The organism is Propionicimonas sp. T2.31MG-18, assembly GCF_964266745.1.
In the GTDB taxonomy this organism is placed as follows: Bacteria; Actinomycetota; Actinomycetes; order Propionibacteriales; family Propionibacteriaceae; genus Propionicimonas.
On the sequence record NZ_CAXWGX010000012.1, the window covers coordinates 35,143 to 51,244 of the forward strand.

Sequence of the window (16,102 nt, forward strand, 5' to 3'; positions counted from 1 at the left end):
GTGAGCCGAAGGGTCGGGAGGGGAGCCGGGCGACTCGTCGTCGCCGCGCTCGCCGCTGCGGTGGCTCTGGGCGGCTGTGCCGGGGCCGGTGCGGTGACCCCCGTCTCGTCCGCGACCCGCGTCCCGGCGTCGCCCACCCCCGCCACCCCGGACGCCGGCCCCGCGCCCCTGACCCTGGATGTCGACGGCCGGCCCGTCCTGCTGTACCTCCCCGATCGCGCGCCGGAGGCGCCGGCCGCCCTCGTGGTGGCGCTGCACGGCTACACCGGCCAGGCGGCCGGAGTGGTCGAGTTCCTCGGACTGTCCCCGGCCGCCGGCCGCAGGGGGATCCTGGTGGCCGCGCCGCAGGCGAGCACGGACAGCGAGGGCAACACCTTCTGGAACGCCGGGCGGGCGTGCTGCGACTTCCACGACTCCGGCGTGGACGACAAGGGCCACATCCTCCGCGTGATCGACGCCGTCGCGGCGGCCCACCCGGTCGACCCCGGACGGGTGTTCGTGGTCGGCCACTCCAACGGCGGGTTCCTCGCCCACCGGCTGGCGTGCGGGCACGCGGACCGGATCGCGGCGATCGTCTCGGTCGCCGGAGCGCTCGACACCGGCACCGACTGCGCTCCCGCGCGTCCGGTGAGCGTCCTCCAGGTGCACGGCGACGCGGACGAGACCGTCGGTTACGACGGCGGGGACATCAACGGCAACCCCTTCACGGGGGCCGAAGCGACCGTGGGACGCTGGCGCGAGGCGGACGGTTGTGCGCAGGACCCGACCACGGGAGCCCGGCTGGACGCCGACGATGGGATCGCCGGCGACGACCTCACCCCGACCGGGTGGGACGGCTGCCGGGACGGCGCGGGCATCGCGCTCTGGACGATCGCCGGCGGCAGCCACGCGCCGCGCTTCACCGCGGCGTTCACCGGGGCCGCCCTCGACTGGCTGGAGGCGCACCGCCGCGGCGCCTGACCAGGCGGTCGCCGACCTGCGGCGACGGGCTCAGTGCCCGGCGGTGTCGACGCCGAGGGCCTCCATCATGGGCAACAACTTCGCCTCGGTCTCTGCGTACTCCTCCACCGGGTCGGACTCCGCGACGATCCCGCAGCCGGCGTAGATCGTGATCCGGCGGCGGTCGTCGGGGTCGATCAGGCCACAGCGCAGCGCGATCGCGAACTCGCCGTCGCCGCCGGTGTCGAGCCAGCCGACCGGGCCGGAGTAGCGGCCCCGGTCGAGGTGCTCGAGTTCGGCGATGGTGGCGCGGGCGGCGACGGTGGGCGTCCCGCAGACCGCGGCGGAGGGGTGCAGCTCCCCGGCCAGCCGAAGCACGCTCACCCCGGGGTGCACCACGGCCGTGACGTCCGAGGCGAGGTGCAGCACGTTGGGCAGTTCGAGCACGTACGGGGCGTCGGGCACGTTCATGCCGGAGCAGAAGGGCTCGAGCGCGCGGGCGACGGAGTCGACGGCCAGTTCGTGCTCGGCCAGGTTCTTGCCCGACCGGGCCAGGGCCTGGGCGAGCTTCAGGTCCAGCTCCTCGCCGCCGTTGCGCCGGATGGTCCCGGCCAGCACCCGCGAGGTCGCCAGCCCGTCCTCGCGCCGGATGAGCATCTCCGGGGACGCTCCGACCAGCCCGTCCACGTGGTAGGTCCAGCAGGTGGGGTAGCGCTGCGCGAGCCCGGTGACCAGGGAGCGCGCGTCGAGCGGCTCCGGCGCCTCGAGGGTGACGGCCCGAGCAAGCACCACCTTGTCGAGCAGGCCGGCGCCGATCCGTCCCACAGCCTCCCGCACGATCGCCTGCCAGGCGTCGGTGTCGAGGCTCGTGCCCACTCCACGCGTGCCGGCAGGGACCGGCGGTGCGGCCTCCGCGGCGGGGAGCGCGGGTTCCCGTCCGGACGCGGCGCCGATCGCGGTCAGCCACGAGCGCCCCTTGCGGCGCCCGATCACCAGCCGCGGGACGATCACCACCGAGCGGTGGTCGGAGTGGTCGGGGTCGAACACGAAGGACGCGAAGGCGATCGGCCCGACACCGGAGACCTCCGGCAGCTCTGTCTCCTGCTCCATGCGGGAGCACACCTGCTCCCACCACTCGTCGGCCTCTGCCGCCGTCCCGCCCTCGAAGCGGGCGACCTCCCCGATGCCGACCATGCCGTCGCCCCGGCGCAGCCAGGCGTGCCCGCCGGTCGGGGGCAGGTAGGACGCGAGGTCGCCGGGATCATCGATCTCCACGGTCGTCGCGCGCCACTGCGGGCCCGGCGGGTGATGGATCACGCTGGCAGGATAGTCGCTCCCCGGACACCGCCCGACCGGGGCGCCAAATGGCCCTCTCGACGTGTTCTGCCTAGACTTGCCCGAGTCCCCCTACCTGCTTCCAGGAGCGCGCATGCCAGAGCCGATGCCGGCCCGACCGGCCAGCGGCTCCGCCATCGGTGCCGACGTGATCGTCGTCGGGGCGGGGCCCGGCGGGTCCACGGCCGCGGCGCACCTCGCCGATCGCGGACTCGACGTCGTCCTCCTCGAGAAGGCGACCTTCCCCAGGGAGAAGGTCTGCGGCGACGGCCTGACCCCGCGCGCGGTCAAGCAGTTGATCCGGCTGGGCATCGACACCAGCGAGGAGGCGGGCTGGGTCCGCAACAAGGGCCTGCGGGTCTACGGCGGGCGCACCGAGCCGTTCGAGCTGCCCTGGCCGGAACTGGCCGAGTTCCCGCCGTACGGGCTGGTGCGGGCGCGGGCGGAGTTCGACAAGATCCTCGCCGACCGCGCGGTGTCCGGCGGGGCCCGGCTGTTCGAGCGGACCAACGTGACCGCGCCGATCATCGACCCGCGCACCGACCGGATCGTCGGGGTCACCAGCAAGGACGGGCGCAGCTTCCGGGCACCGGTGGTCATCGCCGCGGACGGCAACTCCGCCCGGCTGGCGCTGTCCATGGGGCTCGCCAAGCGCACCGACCGCCCGATGGGCGTCGCCGTCCGTGCCTACTTCACCAGCCCCCGCACCCACGACGACTACATGGAGTCCTGGCTGGAGCTGTGGGACGGCAAGCCGGGCGAGTCGAACCTGCTCCCCGGGTACGGCTGGGTCTTCGGCATGGGGGACGGCACCGTCAACGTCGGCCTGGGCACGGTCGGGTCCAGCTCGGAGCCGGCGAAGCTGAACTACCGCGAGATGTTCGGGCGGTGGCTGGCGAACACCCCGCCGGAGTGGGGCTTCCGCCCCGAGAACCAGGTCGGCCCGACCCTGGGCGCGGCGCTGCCGATGAGCTTCAACCGCCAGCCGGCCTACACGCGCGGCCTGCTGCTGGTCGGCGACTCCGGCGGCATGATCTCGCCGTTCAACGGCGAGGGCATCTCCTACGCGATGGAGGCGGCGGAGATGGCGGCGGACGCCATCGCGGACGCCCACTTCCGGGGCTTCGGCACCCCCAGTGCCGAGCGCGCGCTGCGGGGCTACCCGGCACGACTGAAGGCGGAGTGGGGCGGGTACTTCCGGCTCGGTCAGGTGTTCGTCTCCCTGATCGAGCACCCGCAGGTGATGCACCTGTGCACCCGCTACGGTCTACCGCGGCCCACGCTGATGCGGTTCACGATGAAACTGCTCGCCCACCTCTACGACACCCGGGATGGTGATTGGATGGACAAGGTCATCACCACCGTCGCAAAGATGGCACCCTCAGCATGACCACACCGGTGCGCCTCTCGACGCAGAAGGGAACCCCACGCAGATGAGCCCCTACATTCCGCTGCTGGGCATCATGGCTCTGGCCGCCGGGTTCCTGGCGATCTCCATCCTGCTGAGCGCGTTCCTCGGCCCGCGGCGCTGGAACAAGGTCAAGTACAGCTCGTACGAGTGCGGCATCGAGCCCACGCCCCAGCCGATGGGCGGCGGCCGGTTCCCGATCAAGTACTACATCATCGCGATGTTGTTCATCGTGTTCGACATCGAGACCATCTTCCTCTACCCGTGGGCGGTGACCTTCTCGCAGCTGGGCCTGTTCGCCCTGTTCGAGATGGTGCTGTTCATGGCCACGGTCTTCATCGCGTACGCCTACGTGTGGCGTCGCGGGGGCCTGGAGTGGGACTGAGAAACGGTTAGGGCTGGCTGATATGGGCATTGAGGACAAGATCCCCCAGGGCGTCGTTCTGACCACCCTCGAAGGGGTGTTCGGCTGGATGCGGCAGGCGTCCCTGTGGCCGGCGACGTTCGGCCTCGCGTGCTGCGCGATCGAGATGATGACCTACGGCGCGCCGCGGTTCGACGCCGGCCGCTGGGGCCAGGAGGTCTTCCGGGCCTCACCCCGCCAGGCCGACCTGATGATCATCTCCGGCCGGATCAGCCAGAAGATGGCCCCCGTGCTGCGGCAGGTCTACGACCAGATGCCCAACCCGAAGTGGGTGATGGCGATGGGCGTGTGCGCCTCCTCCGGCGGCATGTTCAACAACTACGCGATCGTCCAGGGTGGCGACCACCTCGTGCCCGTGGACGTCTACGTGCCCGGCTGCCCGCCGCGCCCCGACATGCTGATCGACGCGATGTTCAAGCTGAAGAAGGACATCGTGGCGAAGCGGCCGATGGCCCGCAACGAGCTGGAGGCCTGGGAGGCGGCGGAGGCGGCGGCGCTGGTCGCGCCGGCCACCCACGAGATGAAGGGCCTCCTGCGATGAGCGACAAGGTTCCCGGCGAGGAGAAGACGGTCGACGAGAAGGTCACCGCGCCGGAGGCGTCGCCGAAGGCCGGCGTCGAGCGCGAGGACGCGCAGCCGAACCCGGACCTCGTGCCCGCCGCACCCACCGACGCCAAGCCGATCGCCACCACGAAGGGCATGTGGAGCACGGGCACCGGGGACACCTCCGGCTACAGCCGGATCGTCCGGGTGACCGGCTGGCCGGCACCGTCCGAGCCGCCGTACGGCTCCTGGTACGACGACGTCCACTCCCGGCTGCTGGCGCTGGTGGAGGACCCGATCGTCTCGGTCGTCCTCGACCGTGGCGAGCTCACCTTCCACGTCTCCCGCGAGAAGCTCGCCGAGGTCATGCAGACGCTGCGCGACGACGCGCTGCTGCGCTTCGAGTTCTGCGCGTCGGTCTCCGGCGTCCACTACCCCGAGGACGCCGGCGCGGAGTTGCACGTCGCCTACCACCTCCAGTCGATGACCCACAACCGCCGGCTGCGCGTGGAGACGACCTGCCCCGACGGCGACCCCCACGTGCCGAGCGTCGTGGCCACCTACCCGGCGGCGGACTGGCACGAGCGCGAGACCTGGGACATGTTCGGCATCATCTTCGACGGCCACCCGCACCTCACGCGGATCCTGATGCCGGACGACTGGGTCGGGCACCCGCAGCGCAAGGACTACCCGCTCGGCGGTATCCCGATCGAGTACAAGGGCACCACCGTGCCGCCGGTCGACCAGCGGAGGGACTACCGATGAGCGCCGAGGACCGCGACCTCTACGCCAACCCGGGCGAGGAGACAGAGGGCACCGTCTACACCGCCGTCGGCGGCGGCGACTGGGCCGACATCGCGAGCGAGCAGGCCGAGCGCGGCGACGAGGTCCTCGTCATCAACATGGGCCCCCAGCACCCGTCCACGCACGGCGTGCTGCGGCTGATGGTGGAGTGCGACGGCGAGACGGTCACCAGCATCCGCCCGGGCATCGGCTTCCTGCACACCGGCATCGAGAAGAACATGGAGTACCGGTCCTGGACCCAGGGCACCACGTTCGTGACGCGGATGGACTACGTCGCCCCGATCTTCAACGAGGCCGCGTACTGCCTGGCTGTCGAGCGGCTGCTCGGTATCGAGGACCAGATCCCGCAGCGCGCCAACGACATCCGCGTGCTGATGATGGAGCTGTGCCGGATCGCGTCCCACCTGGTCGCCATCGGCACCGGCGGCATGGAGATCGGCGCCCTCACGGTGATGACGATCGGCTTCCGCGAGCGCGAGATGATCCTCGACTTCTTCGAGGCCGTCACCGGCCTGCGCATGAACCACGCCTACATCCGTCCCGGCGGCGTCGCTCTCGACCTGCCCGAGACCGGCATCGCGCAGCTGCGCGACCTGATCGGCTGGCTCGAGAAGCACCTGCCCGAGTACGCGGCGTTCTGCAACGAGAACCCGATCTTCAAGGGCCGCATGTGCGGCATCGGCTACCAGGACCTGAGCGCGTGCTTCGCCCTCGGCGTCACCGGCCCGGTGCTGCGCTCCACCGGCTACGCGTGGGACCTGCGCAAGCAGCAGCCCTACAGCGGCTACGAGACCTACGACTTCGACGTGATCACCTGGGACACCTCGGACGCCTACGGCCGCTTCCGCGTGCGGCTGGACGAGATGTGGGAGAGCCTGAAGATCGTCAAGCAGGCCACCGACCGGCTGGAGGCCTCCACCGGGCAGCCGGTGATGATCGACGACCCGAAGATCGCCTGGCCCGCCACGCTGGCGCTCGGTCCGGACGGCCAGGGCAACAGCCACGAGCACATCGCGCACATCATGGGCGAGTCCATGGAGGCGCTGATCCACCACTTCAAGCTGGTGACCGAGGGCTTCCGCGTGCCGCCCGGCCAGGCCTACGTGCCGATCGAGGGCCCCAAGGGCGAGCTGGCGTGCCACGTCGTGTCCGACGGCGGCACCCGTCCGTTCCGCGTCCACATGCGCGACCCCGGGTTCAACCACCTCCAGTCCGTGCCGATCCAGTGCGAGGGCGGCATGATCGCCGACGTCGTGGTGGCCATCGGCTCCCTCGACCCCGTGATGGGAGGCGTCGACCGATGAGCGGCCACGAGTTCCAGTCCTTCTTCCCGGATTCGGGCGAGGTGGACATGACCGACACCTCGACGAGCATCGACGAGACCACGATGGCGGAGCTGCGCGAGCTCGCCGGCCGGTACCCGCAGCCGCGCTCGGCGCTGCTGCCGATGCTGCACCTGGTGCAGAGCGTCGACGGCCGGATCTCCCCGGCCGGCATCCAGGCCTGCGCAGACGTGCTCGGCATCACCACGGCGCAGGTGTCCGGTGTCGCCACCTTCTACACGATGTACCGGCGCCGTCCGGGCGGCACCCACCACGTGGGGGTCTGCACCACGGCGCTGTGCGCGGTGATGGGCGGGGACGCCCTGCTCGACCGGGTCTCGGAGAAGCTGGGCATCGGCCCGGACGAGACCACGGCCGACGGCCGGTTCAGCCTGGAGCGGGTCGAGTGCAACGCGGCCTGCGACTTCGCCCCGGTGATGATGGTCAACTGGGAGTTCATGGACAACATGACCCCGCAGAAGGCCGACGCGCTGCTCGACGACCTGGCCGCCGGCAAGGAGGTCCGCTCGACCCGCGGCGCGACGATCACCAGCTGGCGCGAGGCCGAGCGCGTGCTCGCCGGGTTCCCGGACGGCCGCGCGGACGAGGGCCCCAGCGCGGGCGAGGCGTCCCTGCTGGGCAAGACGATCGCGGACGCGAACTCCTGGGCCGCGCCGAAGCCGGAGGACGCCAAGTGACCGACACGCTGACTCCCGTCCTCTCGGCGAACTGGGGAACCGAGAAGTCCTGGACGCTCGAGGCCCACCGGAAGGCCGGCGGCTACGAGGCCGTCGCCACCGCGCTGAAGATGACCCCGTCCGAGGTCACCGACCTGGTGAAGGACTCCGGCCTGCGCGGGCGCGGCGGCGCGGGCTTCCCGACCGGCATGAAGTGGAGCTTCGTGCCGAAGGACAACCCGAACCCGAAGTACCTCGTCGTGAACGCCGACGAGTCCGAGCCGGGCACCTGCAAGGACATGCCGCTGCTGCTTGCCAGCCCGCACACGCTGGTGGAGGGCATGATCATCGCCTCCTACGCGATCGACTGCCACACCGCGTTCGTGTACATCCGGGGTGAGGTGCTGCACGTCATCCGGCGGATGCAGCAGGCGGTCGCAGAGGCCTACGACAAGGGCTACCTCGGCAAGGACATCCTCGGTTCCGGGTACGACCTCGACATCATCGTGCACGCCGGCGCCGGCGCCTACATCTGCGGCGAGGAGACGGCGCTGCTCGACTCGCTCGAGGGTCGCCGTGGCCAGCCGCGGCTGCGTCCGCCGTTCCCCGCGGTGGCGGGCCTGTACGCGTCGCCGACGGTGATCAACAACGTGGAGTCGATCTCCAGCGTCCCGTCGATCGTGAAGAACGGGTCGGCGTGGTTCGGCTCGATGGGCACCGAGAAGTCCAAGGGCATGACCCTGTACTCGCTGTCGGGGCACGTGAAGCGTCCCGGCCAGTTCGAGGCGCCGCTGGGGATCACGCTGCGGCAGCTGCTCGAGCTGTCCGGTGGCATCAGGGACGGCCACGAGCTGAAGTTCTGGACGCCGGGCGGTTCCTCCACCCCGATCCTCACCGCGGAGCACCTGGACGTCCCGCTGGACTACGAGGGCATGGGCGGCGTCGGGTCGATGCTGGGCACCAAGGCCCTCCAGGTGTTCGACGAGACCACCTCCGTGGTGCGCACGACGCTGCGCTGGGTGGAGTTCTACAAGCACGAGTCCTGCGGCAAGTGCACGCCCTGCCGCGAGGGCAACTGGTGGCTGGTGCAGCTGCTGAAGAGCTTCGAGGCGGGCACCGCGCAGGACGGGGACGTGGAGAAGCTCCTCGACATCTGCGACAACATGGGCGGCAAGTCGTTCTGCGCGCTCGCGGACGGGGCGGTCGCCTGCGTCACCAGCGCGGTGCGGCACTTCCGCTCCGAGTTCGAGGCCGGCCGCACCACGCCCGCCTGGGAGCTCTTCCCGTACGGCCGCAGCGCCCTGTTCGAGGTGCAGGAGAAGGTTGAGGTGCACGCATGAGCGTGGTCACGAAGCCCACCGGCCCGGTGGCGCCGGTGGAGACCATCACCGTCACCATCGACGGCACCGAGGTGCAGGTGCCGAAGGGCACGCTGGCCATCCGTGCCGCGGAGATGATCGGGATCGCGATCCCGCGGTTCTGCGACCACCCGCTTCTCGACCCCGTCGGCGCGTGCCGGCAGTGCATGGTCGAGGTGCCCGACATGGGCAACGGCCGGGGCATGCCCAAGCCGCAGGCGTCCTGCACCCTGGAGTGCGCGCCCGGCATGCAGATCCGGACCCAGCTCACCTCGCCGGTCGCGGCCAAGGCCCAGACCGGCATGCTGGAGTTCCTGCTGATCAACCACCCGCTCGACTGCCCGATCTGCGACAAGGGCGGGGAGTGCCCGCTGCAGAACCAGGCGCTGTCCAACGGGCGCGGCGAGTCCCGCTACGAGGGCGTGAAGCGGACGTTCCCCAAGCCGGTGCCGATCTCCGCGCAGATCCTCCTCGACCGCGAGCGCTGCGTGCTCTGCGCGCGCTGCACCCGGTTCTCCGAGCAGATCTCCGGCGACCCGTTCATCGCCCTGGTCGAGCGCGGCGCCCTCCAGCAGGTGGGCCGCTACGCCGACCACCCCTACGACTCCTACTTCTCCGGCAACGTCGTGCAGATCTGCCCCGTCGGCGCCCTCACCTCGGCGTCGTACCGGTTCCAGAGCCGCCCGTTCGACCTGGTCAGCACCGACGTCACCTGCGAGCACTGCGCGAGCGGCTGCCGGCTGCGTACGGACCAGCGGCACTTCCAGGTGAAGCGCCGGCTCGCCGGCGAGTTCGCGGAGGTGAACGAGGAGTGGAACTGTGACAAGGGCCGCTTCGCCTTCGTCTCCGCCCGTGGAGACGACCGGCTCACCCGGCCGCTGATCCGCGAGGACGGCGCGCTGCGCGTGGCCTCCTGGCCCGAGGCGATCGACGCCGCCGTCGCCGGGCTGGCCGCGGCCGGCAACAGCGTCGGCGTGCTGACCGGTGGGCGCCTCACGCTCGAGGACGCCTACGGCTACAGCAAGTTCGCCCGCGCCGTGCTCGGCACGAACAGCATCGACTTCCGTTCCCGCCCCGCGGGCGTGGACGAGGCGCAGTTCCTGGCCACCCGCGTGGCGGGCCGCACCCTCGCCGATGCGGTCACCTACGCCGACCTGGAGACCGCATCGCACGTGGTGCTCGTGGGCTTCGAGCCGGAGGAGGAGTCGCCGCTGGTGTTCCTCCGGCTCCGCAAGGCCGTGCGCAAGAAGGGCCTGAAGGTCACCGCGATCGCCCCGTTCGCCAGCAACGGCATCGCCAAGCTGAACGCCGCCGTCCTGGCGACGGTGCCGGGCGAGGAGGCCGCTGCCCTGCGCGCGCTGGAGCTCTCTGCCGGCGACGTCCTGCTGGTGGGGGAGCGTGCGGCGCTCGCCCCCGGCGCGCTGGCCGCCGCGGCAGAGGTCGCGGACGCAACCGGCGCGCGGCTGGCCTGGGTGCCGCGTCGCGCGGGCGACCGGGGTGCGGTCGAGGCCGGGTGCCTGCCCGGGCTGCTGCCCGGTGGCCGTCCGCTGGCCGACAGCGCCGCGCGGGTCGACCTCGCCGCTGCCTGGGAGGTCGGGGCCCTGCCCACCGGCGACGGGCTGGAGGCTGCGGCGATGCTCGCCGCGGCCGCGTCCGGTGAGCTGAAGGCGCTGGTCGTCGCGGGCGTGGAGCCGGCGGACTTCGCCGATGCCGCCGCCGCCCGCGCCGGGCTGGAGGAGGCCGGGTTCGTGGTCAGCCTGGAGAACCGGCTGTCCGAGGTCACCGAGCGGGCCGACGTGGTCTTCCCGGTCGCGCTGATCGAGGAGCACGCCGGCACCTTCCTGAACTGGGAGCACCGTCCGGGACGGGTGAACACCGTGATCCGGCAGCCGAACACGCCGATGACCGACCTTCGCGTGCTCGCGGCGCTGGCCGACGCACTGGGCACGCCGCTGGGCGTCCGCACCCCGCAGCAGGCGCTCACGGAACTCACCGAGCTGGGCACGTGGTCGGCGGCACCGGCCGCGCAGAAGAAGCCCGCGCGCAAGGCCGCGACGAAGCCCGCGAAGCCGGTCAGGGTCACCGAAGGCGAGGCGACCGTCCGCCTGGCCACCTGGCGACAGCTGATCGACGGCGGGCGCGGCCAGGACAACGAGGCGGCCCTCGCGGCCACGGCGAAGCCGTCGCTGGCCCGGGTGAGCCCGGCGCTGGCCACCGCGCTGGGCGTCGTGGACGGAGACCAGGTGGCGGTGAGCGGCGGCGCGGGCTGGTACAGCCTCCCGGTCGCGGTCACCCCGGGCATGGCCGAGGGCACCGTGTGGGTGCCGCAGAACTCGCCCGGCACCCCGCTCGGCGAACTGGGCGTGGTCTTCGGTGACGAGGTGACGCTGAGCGTGGGAGGCGCGGAATGAACGATCCGTGGTGGCTGGTCCTGATCAAGGTCGTCGTCCTGTTCGTCGTCCTGCTGGTCTGGACGATCTTCAACGTCTGGTACGAGCGGCGCCTTGTCGGCAAGATGCAGCATCGCCTGGGCCCGATCATGAACGGCCCCCTGGGCCTCGGGCAGGCGCTCGCCGACGGCATGAAGCTCCTGATCAAGGAGGACTTCATGCCCTCCATGGTCGACCGGGTGCTGTTCACCCTCGCCCCGATGATCGCCGGCACCGCCGCCTTCACGGCCTGGGCTGTCATCCCGTTCGGCGGTGAGGTCGAGATGTTCGGCGTCAAGACCTACCTCCAGCTCACCGACCTGCCAGTCGGCGTGCTCGTGCTGCTGGCGGTGACCTCGGTCGGCATCTACGGCTTCGTGCTGGCCGGGTGGTCGTCCAACTCCCCGTACTCGCTGCTCGGCGGCCTGCGCTCCAGCGCGCAGATGATCTCCTACGAGATCGCGATGGGCCTGGCCCTGGTGTCGGTCTTCCTCTACGCCGGCTCGATGTCCACCCACCAGATCGTCGAGGCCCAGCGGACGCCGCTGCTGCCGTTCGGCGTCGACATCAAGCTCCAGACCTGGTACTGGCTGCTGCTCCTGCCGTCCTTCGTGATCTACGTGATCTCGATGGTCGGCGAGACCAACCGCGCGCCGTTCGACCTCCCCGAGGCGGAGTCCGAGCTGGTCTCCGGCTACATCACCGAGTACTCCGGCTTCCGGTACGCGGTCTACTTCCTGGCCGAGTACATCAACATGGCCACGGTCTCTGCGATCGCCACCACGCTGTTCATGGGCGGCTACCTGCCGATCTGGCCGCTCAACGCGATCGAACCGCTGAACAACCCCTGGCTCGGCCCGATCTGGTTCGTGATCAAGGTCCAGCTGTTCATCTCGATGTTCGTCTGGCTGCGCGGCACGCTGCCGCGGTTCCGCTACGACCAGTTCATGAAGCTGGGCTGGAAGGGCCTGATCCCGGTCGCGCTGGCGTGGATCATCGTGATCGCGACCTTCCAGGCGCTGCGTCAGGAGAACCTGCTCCAGCAGGGCCCGATCCTGTGGGGCGTGATCATCGCCGTCGCCCTGGTGATCGTGGCCGTCCTGCTGATCGGGGAGAAGCCAGAGCCCGTCCCCGAGGAGGAGGACGACGGGCCGTTCGACGCCTTCGCGGGCGGCTACCCCGTCCCGCCGATGCCGGGCCAGGTGCTCCCGGAGCTCACCGGCGTGGTCCCGTCCACCGCAGAACCGGAGCGTCCCGCCGGAGAGGAGCAGTAATGGGCATCTTCGACCCGTGGGCCGGCTTCGGCGTCACCTTCAGGACGATGTTCCGCAAGACCTTCACCCAGGGCTACCCGGAGAAGGGCAAGGAGAAGATCACCGCGCCGCGCTTCCACGGCCGGCACCAGCTGAACCGCTGGCCGGACGGGCTGGAGAAGTGCGTCGGCTGCGAGCTGTGCGCGTGGGCCTGCCCCGCGGACGCGATCTACGTCGAGGGTGCGGACAACACCGAGGACGCCCGCTACAGCCCGGGTGAGCGGTACGGCCGGGTGTACCAGATCAACTACCTGCGCTGCATCCTGTGCGGCCTGTGCATCGAGGCGTGCCCGACGCGGGCGCTCACGATGACCAACGACTTCAAGCTGGCCGACACCAGCAGGGAGAAGATGATCTACACCAAGGACCGCTTGCTGGCCCCGCTCCTGCCGGGCATGGAGGAGCCGCCGCACCCGCGCCGTCTGGGCGAGGACGAGAAGGCCTACTTCCTCGGCCTGCCGGCGACCGGCAAGCCCGACAACCGCACCCCCGTGGTCGGCGACTCCGCTGGAGGCACCCGATGATCCCGCTCGTCACCGGCCAGGAGGTCACCTTCTGGATCGTCGCGCCGCTGATGGTGCTCGGTGCGCTCGGCCTGCTGTTCTTCCGCAAGGCCGTGTACGCCGCGCTGAGCATGGCGTTCGTGATGGTGAACCTGGCCGTGCTCTACGCCTCGCTGAACGCGATGTTCCTGACGTTCGTGCAGATCATCGTCTACACCGGCGCGATCATGATGCTGTTCCTGTTCGTCCTGATGCTGGTCGGCGTCGACACCCCCGACTCGGTGGTCGAGACGCTGAAGGGCCAGAAGGTCGCCGCCTGGCTGGCCGGCGCCGGCATGCTCGGGCTGATCGTCTTCGGGATCGGCGGGGCGCTCGCCGGCGGCCCCCAGGTCGGGCTCGACCAGGCCAACGCCGCGCACGGCGGCAACGTCGAGTCGCTGGCCGCCCTGATCTTCGGTCGCTACGTGTTCGCCTTCGAGCTCACCTCCGCCCTGCTGATCACGGCAGCGGTCGGTGCCATGGTGCTGGGCCAGCACGCCCGCACCCGACCGAAGGTGACCCAGCGCGACCTGGCGGAGAAGCGCCTGCGCGACTACGCGGCGTCCGGGGCGCACCCGGGCTCGCTGCCGAACTCCGGCGTCCTGGCCCGCCACAACGGGATCGCGACCCCTGCCCTGCTGCCCGACGGCACGGTGAGCGAGGCGTCCGTCTCGGCAGCGCTCGCCAGCCGCGGCGTGATCCTGGACGCCCCCGCCCTGAGCCGCACCACCGCTGAAGCCTTCGAAGCCATCGAGGGTCCCCGTGCCGAGGAGGACGACCAGTGAGCCCAGACAACTACCTGTACCTGGCCGCGATCCTGTTCACCATCGGGACCATCGGGGTGATGATCCGGCGCAACGCGCTGGTGGCCTTCATGTCGGTCGAGCTGATGCTGAACGCCGCGAACCTCGTCATGGTCGCCTTCGCGCTGGCGCGCGGCGGGCTCGACGGCCAGGTCGCCACCTTCTTCGTGATGGTGGTCGCCGCGGCGGAGGTCGTGGTCGGCCTGAGCATCATCATCACCATCTACCGCACCCGGCGCTCCACCTCTGTGGACGCGGCGAACCTGCTGAAGCTGTGAGGGGCGCACTCAGATGATCACCCTGGAAACCCTGGTTCCCGCGACCGGCATGTTCAGCTACGCGTGGCTGATGATCGCCGTGCCGGCCGTGGTCGCCGCGTTCCTCCTCATCGGCGGACGGATCCTCGACCGGGTGGGCCACTGGCTCGCCGTCGGGGCCGTGCTGGTGTCGTTCAGCCTGGCGAGCTGCCTGTTCGCCCACCAGCTGCTGGCCGGGCCGGAGGCCCGCGCGGTCACCGTCCCGCTCTTCGACTGGATCACCACCGGCATGTGGAAGGTGCAGGCGGGCCTGCTGGTCGACCAGTTGTCGATCCTCTTCGCCCTGCTGATCACCGGCGTCGGCTCGCTGATCCACATCTACTCGGTGGGCTACATGGCCCACGACGAGCGCCGCCGCCGCTTCTTCGCCTACCTGAACCTGTTCATCGCGGCGATGCTGATCCTGGTGCTCGCCGACAACTACCTGGTGCTCTTCGTCGGCTGGGAGGGCGTGGGCCTGGCGTCCTACCTGCTGATCGGCTTCTGGCAGCACAAGCCGTCCGCGGCCGCTGCGGCGAAGAAGGCCTTCGTGATGAACCGCGTCGGCGACCTCGGCATGACGATGGCCGTGATGAGCATGCTGGCGCTGTTCGGCAGCTCCGCCTTCGTCGCGGTCAACGAGGGTGCGGCGAAGCTCGACCCGTTCTGGTCCACGACGATGGGCCTGCTGCTGCTCCTCGGCGCCTGCGGCAAGTCCGCGCAGGTGCCCCTCCAGGCCTGGCTCCTGGACGCCATGGAGGGCCCGACCCCGGTGTCGGCGCTGATCCACGCCGCGACGATGGTGACCGCGGGCGTGTACCTCGTGGTCCGCAGCCACGCGATCTTCGAGATGTCCGCCGCCGCGACCACGGCCGTCGTGCTCGTCGGTACCGTGACGCTGCTCGTCGGCGCCTGGATCGGCACGAGCAAGGACGACATCAAGAAGGTGCTGGCCGGTTCGACGATGAGCCAGATCGGCTACATGATGCTCGCCGCCGGGCTGGGGCCGGTCGGCTACGCCTTCGCGATCTTCCACCTGCTCACCCACGGCTTCTTCAAGGCCAACATGTTCCTCGGCGCCGGCTCGGTGATGCACGCCATGGACGACGACGTGAACATGCGCCACTACGGCGCCCTGTGGAACGTCACCCGGGTCACCTTCTGGACCTTCGCGATGGGGTACCTCGCGATCATCGGCATCCCGCCGCTGGCCGGCTACTTCTCCAAGGACCACATCATCGAGGCGGCCTTCGAGGTCAGCACGGTGGCCGGGGTCGCCGCCCTCCTGGGCGCGGGCGTGACCGCGTTCTACATGACCCGCCTGATGCTGATGACCTTCTTCGGCGAGAAGCGCTGGCGTGACGGCGTCCACCCGCACGAGTCGCCGAAGGTGATGACGGTGCCGCTGGTCATCCTCGCGTTCTTCAGCGTGGTGGCCGGCGTGGTCATGAACGGCTGGATCCAGGAGTGGCTGGAGCCCGCGACCGGCGCGCACGCGCACGAGGTCGAGTGGCTGCCCACGCCGATCGGCTGGCTCACCATGCTGCTCGTCGCCGCCGGCGTCGGCCTGGCGTGGTGGCTGTTCGGGACGAAGCCGGTGCCCGACACCGCGCCCGCCTCCCGCAACCCGATCACGATCGCCGGACGCAACGACCTGTTCGGCGACGCGATCAACGACGCCCTGGTGGTGCAGCCCACGCTCGTGCTCGCCCGCGGCCTGGTGGCCAACGACAGCCGGGTCCTCGACGTCGGCGCGGACGGCATCGGCACGGTGTTCTCGGGCCTGTCCGCCCGGACACGGCGCCTGCAGACCGGCCAGGTCCGCGCGTACGCCCTCACCATGACGATCGGCGTCCTGCTGGTCGGCGCGGTGCTGATCCTCACCCAGCTGGGCTGAGGGAGGAGATGA

General features: G+C 70.7%; 15 protein-coding genes. 14 read left to right on the plus strand and 1 reads right to left on the minus strand.

Features of this window, described 5'->3' with window-relative positions:
- Entirely contained in the window at nt 1-960 is a 960-nt protein-coding gene (locus tag ACFQQJ_RS05015; protein WP_377104728.1) for an alpha/beta hydrolase family esterase, read from the plus strand.
- Between the two features lie 30 nt (nt 961-990).
- On the opposite strand, the gene ACFQQJ_RS05020 is transcribed toward ACFQQJ_RS05015, so the two are convergent.
- The gene (locus ACFQQJ_RS05020; protein WP_377104729.1) at nt 991-2,256 is read right to left on the minus strand and encodes an isochorismate synthase MenF; all 1,266 of its coding nucleotides are present in this window, start codon (nt 2,254-2,256) and stop codon (nt 991-993) included.
- Between the two features lie 112 nt (nt 2,257-2,368).
- Here ACFQQJ_RS05020 and ACFQQJ_RS05025 point away from each other — a divergent pair, with 112 nt between their 5' ends.
- From ACFQQJ_RS05025 to nuoL, 13 genes are read left to right on the plus strand one after another with little or no spacing between them, the layout of a single operon-like run.
- Nucleotides 2,369-3,664, plus strand: coding sequence for a geranylgeranyl reductase family protein (locus ACFQQJ_RS05025; protein WP_377104730.1), 1,296 nt, complete (start codon nt 2,369-2,371; stop codon nt 3,662-3,664).
- 43 nt (nt 3,665-3,707) lie between these two features.
- The gene (locus tag ACFQQJ_RS05030) at nt 3,708-4,067 is read left to right on the plus strand and encodes an NADH-quinone oxidoreductase subunit A (RefSeq protein WP_377104732.1); all 360 of its coding nucleotides are present in this window, start codon (nt 3,708-3,710) and stop codon (nt 4,065-4,067) included.
- A gap of 22 nt (nt 4,068-4,089) precedes the next feature.
- The gene (locus tag ACFQQJ_RS05035) at nt 4,090-4,647 is read left to right on the plus strand and encodes an NADH-quinone oxidoreductase subunit B (protein WP_377104734.1); all 558 of its coding nucleotides are present in this window, start codon (nt 4,090-4,092) and stop codon (nt 4,645-4,647) included.
- Complete coding sequence (locus tag ACFQQJ_RS05040) at nt 4,644-5,414, plus strand: NADH-quinone oxidoreductase subunit C (protein ID WP_377104736.1); 771 nt, start codon at nt 4,644-4,646, stop codon at nt 5,412-5,414. The genes ACFQQJ_RS05035 and ACFQQJ_RS05040 overlap by 4 nt, the downstream gene beginning before the upstream one ends.
- Nucleotides 5,411-6,757 (plus strand): NADH-quinone oxidoreductase subunit D, encoded by a 1,347-nt coding sequence (locus tag ACFQQJ_RS05045; RefSeq protein WP_377104738.1) that lies wholly within the window; start codon nt 5,411-5,413, stop codon nt 6,755-6,757. Before ACFQQJ_RS05040 ends, ACFQQJ_RS05045 begins: the two co-directional genes overlap by 4 nt.
- Nucleotides 6,754-7,473 carry an NADH-quinone oxidoreductase subunit NuoE gene (nuoE, locus tag ACFQQJ_RS05050; protein ID WP_377104740.1) on the plus strand — a complete coding sequence of 240 codons (720 nt, stop codon included), beginning with the start codon at nt 6,754-6,756 and terminating at the stop codon, nt 7,471-7,473. Before ACFQQJ_RS05045 ends, nuoE begins: the two co-directional genes overlap by 4 nt.
- Nucleotides 7,470-8,792: an NADH-quinone oxidoreductase subunit NuoF gene (gene nuoF, locus ACFQQJ_RS05055; RefSeq protein WP_377104742.1), complete on the plus strand. Its 1,323-nt coding sequence runs from the start codon at nt 7,470-7,472 to the stop codon at nt 8,790-8,792. The genes nuoE and nuoF overlap by 4 nt, the downstream gene beginning before the upstream one ends.
- Nucleotides 8,789-11,221, plus strand: coding sequence for an NADH-quinone oxidoreductase subunit G (locus ACFQQJ_RS05060; protein WP_377104744.1), 2,433 nt, complete (start codon nt 8,789-8,791; stop codon nt 11,219-11,221). The genes nuoF and ACFQQJ_RS05060 overlap by 4 nt, the downstream gene beginning before the upstream one ends.
- Nucleotides 11,218-12,513, plus strand: coding sequence for an NADH-quinone oxidoreductase subunit NuoH (gene nuoH / locus ACFQQJ_RS05065; RefSeq protein WP_377104746.1), 1,296 nt, complete (start codon nt 11,218-11,220; stop codon nt 12,511-12,513). Before ACFQQJ_RS05060 ends, nuoH begins: the two co-directional genes overlap by 4 nt.
- The gene (gene nuoI, locus ACFQQJ_RS05070) at nt 12,513-13,076 is read left to right on the plus strand and encodes an NADH-quinone oxidoreductase subunit NuoI (protein WP_377104748.1); all 564 of its coding nucleotides are present in this window, start codon (nt 12,513-12,515) and stop codon (nt 13,074-13,076) included. Before nuoH ends, nuoI begins: the two co-directional genes overlap by 1 nt.
- Entirely contained in the window at nt 13,073-13,879 is an 807-nt protein-coding gene (locus ACFQQJ_RS05075; RefSeq protein WP_377104750.1) for an NADH-quinone oxidoreductase subunit J, read from the plus strand. The genes nuoI and ACFQQJ_RS05075 overlap by 4 nt, the downstream gene beginning before the upstream one ends.
- Nucleotides 13,876-14,175: an NADH-quinone oxidoreductase subunit NuoK gene (nuoK, locus tag ACFQQJ_RS05080; protein ID WP_377104752.1), complete on the plus strand. Its 300-nt coding sequence runs from the start codon at nt 13,876-13,878 to the stop codon at nt 14,173-14,175. Before ACFQQJ_RS05075 ends, nuoK begins: the two co-directional genes overlap by 4 nt.
- Before the next feature lie 13 nt (nt 14,176-14,188).
- The gene (gene nuoL, locus ACFQQJ_RS05085; protein WP_377104753.1) at nt 14,189-16,090 is read left to right on the plus strand and encodes an NADH-quinone oxidoreductase subunit L; all 1,902 of its coding nucleotides are present in this window, start codon (nt 14,189-14,191) and stop codon (nt 16,088-16,090) included.
- Nucleotides 16,091-16,102: the final 12 nt, after the last annotated feature.